This window comes from Saccharopolyspora sp. NPDC050389 (assembly GCF_040655595.1).
GTDB lineage: Bacteria > Actinomycetota > Actinomycetes > Mycobacteriales > Pseudonocardiaceae > Saccharopolyspora.
In genome coordinates this window covers 60414-65970 of sequence record NZ_JBFAKG010000052.1, presented here as the reverse complement: position 1 = coordinate 65970, position 5557 = coordinate 60414, and the positions used below count along the sequence as shown (strand labels likewise).

At 70.9% G+C, this 5557-nt stretch carries 6 protein-coding genes; 2 read left to right on the top strand and 4 right to left on the bottom strand.

Features of this window, described 5'->3' with window-relative positions; all coding sequences use genetic code 11:
* Positions 1 to 60: 60 nt before the first annotated feature.
* The 4 genes from AB0I53_RS29865 to AB0I53_RS29850 form a co-directional block, all read right to left on the bottom strand.
* Complete coding sequence (locus AB0I53_RS29865) at positions 61 to 720, bottom strand: adenosylcobinamide amidohydrolase (protein ID WP_358610105.1); 660 nt, start codon at positions 718 to 720, stop codon at positions 61 to 63.
* On the bottom strand, positions 717 to 1685 hold the full coding sequence (locus tag AB0I53_RS29860; protein ID WP_358610102.1) for a hydroxymethylglutaryl-CoA lyase: 969 nt from the start codon (positions 1683 to 1685) through the stop codon (positions 717 to 719). Before AB0I53_RS29860 ends, AB0I53_RS29865 begins: the two co-directional genes overlap by 4 nt.
* Positions 1685 to 2206, bottom strand: a complete 522-nt coding sequence (locus AB0I53_RS29855) for a PH domain-containing protein (protein ID WP_358610099.1) — start codon at positions 2204 to 2206, stop codon at positions 1685 to 1687. The genes AB0I53_RS29860 and AB0I53_RS29855 overlap by 1 nt, the downstream gene beginning before the upstream one ends.
* Positions 2207 to 2282: 76 nt before the next feature.
* The gene (locus AB0I53_RS29850) at positions 2283 to 3113 is read right to left on the bottom strand and encodes a biotin--[acetyl-CoA-carboxylase] ligase (RefSeq protein ID WP_358610095.1); all 831 of its coding nucleotides are present in this window, start codon (positions 3111 to 3113) and stop codon (positions 2283 to 2285) included.
* 70 nt (positions 3114 to 3183) lie between these two features.
* On the opposite strand from AB0I53_RS29850, the gene AB0I53_RS29845 reads away from it, so the two are divergent.
* Positions 3184 to 3525 (top strand): HepT-like ribonuclease domain-containing protein, encoded by a 342-nt coding sequence (locus AB0I53_RS29845; RefSeq protein WP_358610092.1) that lies wholly within the window; start codon positions 3184 to 3186, stop codon positions 3523 to 3525.
* Positions 3526 to 3649: 124 nt separating this feature from the next.
* The gene (locus AB0I53_RS29840) at positions 3650 to 5506 is read left to right on the top strand and encodes a Xaa-Pro dipeptidyl-peptidase (protein WP_358610137.1); all 1857 of its coding nucleotides are present in this window, start codon (positions 3650 to 3652) and stop codon (positions 5504 to 5506) included.
* The last annotated feature ends 51 nt before the right edge of the window (positions 5507 to 5557 follow it).

The following is a 5557-nucleotide window of genomic DNA, read 5'->3' as shown; positions in this document are numbered from 1 at the left end:
GTTTGTCTGGCGTTGTTGTTGTTTTTATAAATAAACCAAAAAAAAAACGCACACGGGTGGCTACCGGGCCGAACCAGGATCTTCGCCGTGGCGCGGGTTCTGGACGCGCAGGCCCGCCGTGACCGCCGCGTGCACCGCCCGCGCCAGCCCGGCCCCGATGCGGGAGCGCGGGCCACCGTAGCGCTCGGCTTCGCCGTCCAGCGGGCAGAGCACCACCGTCGCGTCGGTGACCGTGCCGGTTCCCGCGACACCCGATTCCACCAGGGCTTGCGCCTTGGCCTCGGCGACCGTCGCGACCGCGTTCACCAGCGCGGCCTCGCTGAGCCGCACGGGCGACCAGCACACCGCGTTGATCGTGCCCGGCTTCCAGGCCGCCACCGCTTCTTCGCCGGCCGCCGCCCAGATCGGAAGGCCCACGCCGGTGGTCACGCTCGCGCGCACCCCGCCGTCGACCGCCGTCACCTCGTGTCGCACGTCGACCGCGGTGAGCAACCCGACGCCGTCACCGGAGAGCCCGAGCGCGTCGGCCATCTCGTCGACGTGCTCGGCCGGATCCGGATGGTCGTAGTCGGTCATCACCGTCGCGTTCAGCACCCACGACCGCGGGCCGATCCCGCCGCCGCGGGCAGCGGACGAGATCGCCAGCCACGGCTGAGCGCAGCGCCAGGCCAGCACCGGACGACCGCGCAACAGGTGCAGCGCCGCGGAGGGCGCGCTCACGAACCCGATGCCTCGGCGGCACCCAGCGCCTTGACCACCCGGGACGGGCTCGGCCGACCGAGCCGCTCGGCCATCCACACGCTGGTCTCGACCAGCTTGCCGAGGTCGACGCCGTGCTTGAGGCCCAGGCCTTCGAGCATCCACACCAGGTCCTCGGTGGCGAGGTTGCCGGTGGCCGACTTGGCGTACGGGCAACCGCCCAGCCCGCCGGCCGAAGAATCCACTGTGGACACGCCGTGCCGGAGCGCCGCGTAGGTGTTGGCCAGCGCCTGCCCGTAGGTGTCGTGGAAGTGCACCGCCAGCCGGTCCACACCGATCCCGGCCGCGACGAACGCGCGCAGCAGCGACTCGACGTGCCCGGGAGTCGCCACGCCGATGGTGTCGCCGAGCGACAGCTGCCAGCAGCCCATCTCCAGCAACCGCTTGCCCACCGCGACGACCTGCTCGACCGGCACGGGGCCTTCCCACGGGTCGCCGAAGCACATCGACACGTAGCCGCGCACCGCCAGCCCCTCGCCGACCGCGCGCTGCACCACCGGGTCGAACATCGCGAACTGCTCGTCCAGGCCGCGGTTGAGGTTGCGCCGGGTGAACGTCTCGGTCGCCGCCGCGAAGATCGCGATGTCCCGCACGCCCGACTCCAGCGCCCGGTCCAGGCCCCGCGAGTTCGGCACCAGCACGGGGTAGCGCACGCCAGGAACCTGCTGCAGCCCGTCCAGCAGCTCGGCGGCGTCGGCCAGCTGCGGCACCCACTCCGGGCGGACGAAGCTGGTGGCCTCCAGCACGCCCAGCCCCGCGTCGGCCATCCGCTGCAGGAACTCCAGCTTGACGTCGAGCGGGACGACTTCCTTCTCGTTCTGCAGCCCGTCGCGGGCGCCGACCTCCCAGATCGTCACCTCGGCCGGCAGCTCGCCCGGCTCCGGCGAGGCCACCTGCATCGGCAGTCCCAGTTCACGCGGCCCCATCAGTAGTCCTCCCTGGCGCGGTAGTCCCAGTCGTCCCGCGGGTCGTCGTTGACCTCGCGGTACAGCAAGGTGTGCACCCGCTCCACCTGCGGGATGTCGTCGAACTCCAGCGGCTCGTCCGAGGCGGATTCGACGACCAGGGTGCCGCAGCCGAGTATCCGGTCCAGCAGGCCGTGCCGGAACCGCACCGAGTTGATCCGGGACATCGGGATGTCGACGCCGGTGCGGGTGAACACGCCCTCGCGCACCATCAGCCGGTGCGTGGTGACCACGAAGTGCGTGGTCCGCCAGCGCACCAGCGGGGCGAGCGTGCACCAGACGACGAGAATCGCACCGACGACGCCGAGGCCGATCCAGACCGGCACGTGCCACGTGGTGGGCGCGGCCAGCGCCGCCAGGTAGGACCCGCCGCCGACCGCCACGAACAGGACCAGCACCGGGACGATCAGCATCTTCCAGTGCGGGTGCTTGTGCACGACCACGTGCTCGTCCGCGCCGAGCAGGCCGTCTGGGTAGGCCACCGGATCCCTCCTCAGCCTCTTCGCAGGTCGCCGATCACGTTACCGGCTGGGTCCGTCCGGTCACGCCCACCGCCGGTCAAGCCCGGCGCAGGTGGACCACGTCGCCCGCGGACACCGCGGTGGTCCGGCCGTCAGGGGTGCGAACGACGATCCGCCCGGTCTCGTCGATGTCGGCCGCGACGCCGAGCAGCTGGTCATCGCCGCCGAGCTCGACGCGCACCTGCTGCCCGAGGGTCCCGCACAGCCGCCGGTACCGGTCCAGCAGGCCGCACGCCACCACATCACCGCCCGCCGCCCGCCACCGGTCGTCGACCTCGGCGAACGCCGTGAGCAACGCCACTGCGAACTCCTCGCGGTCGACCTCCGCGCCCTCGGCCGCCAACGACGTCGCGGGCAGGCCGCCGGCGCCGCGCGGCAGATCCTCGCGCCGCTGGAACACGTTGATGCCCATGCCGAGCACGATCGCCATGCCATCGGGCCCGACCACCGCCTCGCCCAGGATCCCGGCACCCTTCGACCACTCGTCGCCGTCGCCGAGCAGCAGGTCGTTCGGCCACTTCAGCGTGGCGTGAACGCCGGTCGTGCGCTCGACGGTCTCGGCCAGGGCGACCCCGGCGATCAGCGGCAGCCAGCTGATCGCGACCGGCGGCAGCTCGGGGCGCAGCAACACGCTGAGGAACAAGCCGTGCCCGCGCTGCGAGGTCCACTGCCGCTGCATCCGCCCGCGCCCGGACAGCTGCTCCTCGGCGATGAGCACGGTCCGATCGGCGGCACCGCGCCCGGCGGCGGCCACCAGATCGGTGTTGGTCGACCCGGTGCTCACCACCACGTCCAGCGCGGCATAAGGCCCGCCGTCGACCAACCTGGCCCGCAACCGCGAACCATCCAACAAAACCGGAACACCCACGACCTCAGCCTAAGCCGCTGCCGGACCGCTCCTGCATCGAAGTGGGATGATCGTCGCCAAGGAGGAACGCATGGGCTCGATCGATGTTTCCGCACCGCTGCGGGCCATGGTGCACTGCGGCGAGATGGTCCTGAAGATCACGCCGGCGGATCGAGCCGACCTGGACTCCGAGGTCGACGAGGCCGCGCTCGCTCAGTGCCTGATCATCATGGGCGATGCAGGCAGCGACCTCCCCGCTTCGTTCCGCGCGGAGAACGATCACATCCCCTGGGCCGGCATGATCGAGCTCCGCGATCGACTCAGGCATCGCTACTGGGAGACCACGGCGGATCTGCTCTGGGCTGAGGTGCAGGCGATTCCCCGGCTCCTCCCCCGGATTCGGGCGATCTTGGAATCCGTCGAGAGCCGGTGAGGCGCTCCCCACTTTCGGCTGTGCCCAGGATTGATCTTGGACCCTAGGCTTCGCCTTCGAGATCTTCTCGGAGGTGGACGCTGTGAGGAGAAGTCGCTGGTGGGCGTTGCCGTGCGCGGCATTGGTGCTGGCCGGTGCCGCACCGGCCGCCGCCGCGGAGCAGGTGCGGGACGGGCGGAGCCAGCCCGTTTTCGGGGCCGAACCGGTGCGGGAGACCGTTTGGGTGGAGACCGGGCTGGACGGCGACGGTGACGGGGTGATCGACCGGGTCGCCGCCGACATCGCGCGGCCGGCCGGAACCGATCAGCCCGTGCCGGTGATCATGGATGCCAGCCCGTACTACTCGTGCTGCGGTCGCGGCAACGAGAACGAGTTCAAGACCTACGACGAGCAGGGGCGGCCGCTCGGCTTCCCGCTGTTCTACGACAACTACTTCGTGCCGCGCGGATACGCGACCGTGCTCGTCGACCTCGCGGGCACCAACCGCTCCGAGGGCTGCGTGGACGTCGGCGGGCCGTCGGACATCACCTCCGCCAAGGCCGTGATCGACTGGCTGAACGGCCGTGCGACCGGGTTCGACTCGGCGACCGGCGGGAATCCGGTCGGTGCGGGCTGGTCCACCGGCAACGTCGGCATGATCGGCAAGTCCTACGACGGCACGATCGCCAACGGCGTCGCCGCCACCGGTGTCGAGGGCCTGCGCACCATCGTCCCGATCGGCGCGATCAGCTCCTGGTACGACTACTACCGCTCCGACGGCGTGTCCTTCGGGTTCGACCCGGTCGGCCTCGCCCAGAGCGTCGAGGAGGGCGGCCGCCCCGACTGCGGCCCGGTCAAGCAGCAGCTGACCGCCGGGGCCCCGGCCAACGGCGACGTGACTCCACTGTGGACTGAGCGGGACTACCTGCCGAACGCGGACCGGGTCACCGCGAGCGTGTTCGCCGTGCACGGCCTGGGCGACCTGAACGTCAAGACCATTCATTTCGGGCAGTGGTGGGACACGCTGGCCGCCAACGACGTGCCGCGCAAGCTGTGGCTGAGCCAGACCGGGCACGTCGACCCGTTCGACTTCCGCCGCACCGAATGGGTCGACACCCTGCACCGCTGGTTCGACCACTCGCTGCTCGGGATCGACAACGGGATCACCGAGGAACCGGCCGCCAGCATCGAACGCGCCCCCGACACCTGGGTCGACGAACCGGGCTGGTCCGGCGAGCAGGCGCAGGCCACGACGCTGCACCCGCGCGAAGACGGGCTCGGCCCGGAGCCGGCGCCCGGCGGGACGGCGTCGTTCACCGACGATCCCTCGCTGGACGAGTACGACTGGGCCGCCCGGCCCGACCAGCAGTCGCCCGCCCGCGCGCTGTTCAACACCGCTCCGTTGAGCGGTGACCTGCGCCTGGCCGGGACCGGATCGGTCACCGTGACGGCGGTGCCGAGCACGCCGACGGCACACCTGTCCGCGATGCTCGTCGACTACGGCCCCGCCACCACCCGCGACTACCTGGGCCAGGGCGAGGGAATCCGCACACTGCCAACGGAATCGTGCTGGGGAGAAAGCCGTCCCGGTGACGACGCCTGCTACCAGGACACCGAAGCCACCACCACCGACGTGGACTTCGAGATCATCGCCCGCGGTTGGGCCGATCTGGCCAACCACGAGTCACTGTCGGCGGAGCAGCCGCTGGAGCCGGGCAAGCCGTACACCATGACGTTCCGCCTGGCCACCACCGATCACGTGATCCCAGCCGGCCACCAGCTGGCGCTGATCATCGGCGGCACGGACAGCGCGTTCATCGTCGCGCCCCGGCAGCCCGGCCAAATCGGGCTGGACCTGGCGCAGACCTCGGTGACCCTGCCGGTCGTCGGCGGCATGCCTGCCGTGGCGTCCGCCGGTGTCGACACGTCGGGCAACAAGCCGCCGCAGGTCCGCCCGGACCGCGTGCCGCAGCGGCCGGACGTCCAGCTCAACCGCGACTGACCCAACGGGGCCGTGAGTCTTTTGGGTTGCCATAGCAGCCCAAAAGACTCA

What these genes read in the sequence shown, in the direction of transcription:
- AB0I53_RS29845 (WP_358610092.1), top strand. Translation starts at nt 3,184, where the DNA reads ATGGGCTCGATCGATGTTTCCGCACCGCTGCGGGCCATGGTGCACTGC.
- AB0I53_RS29860 (WP_358610102.1), bottom strand. Translation starts at nt 1,685, where the DNA reads ATGGGGCCGCGTGAACTGGGACTGCCGATGCAGGTGGCCTCGCCGGAG.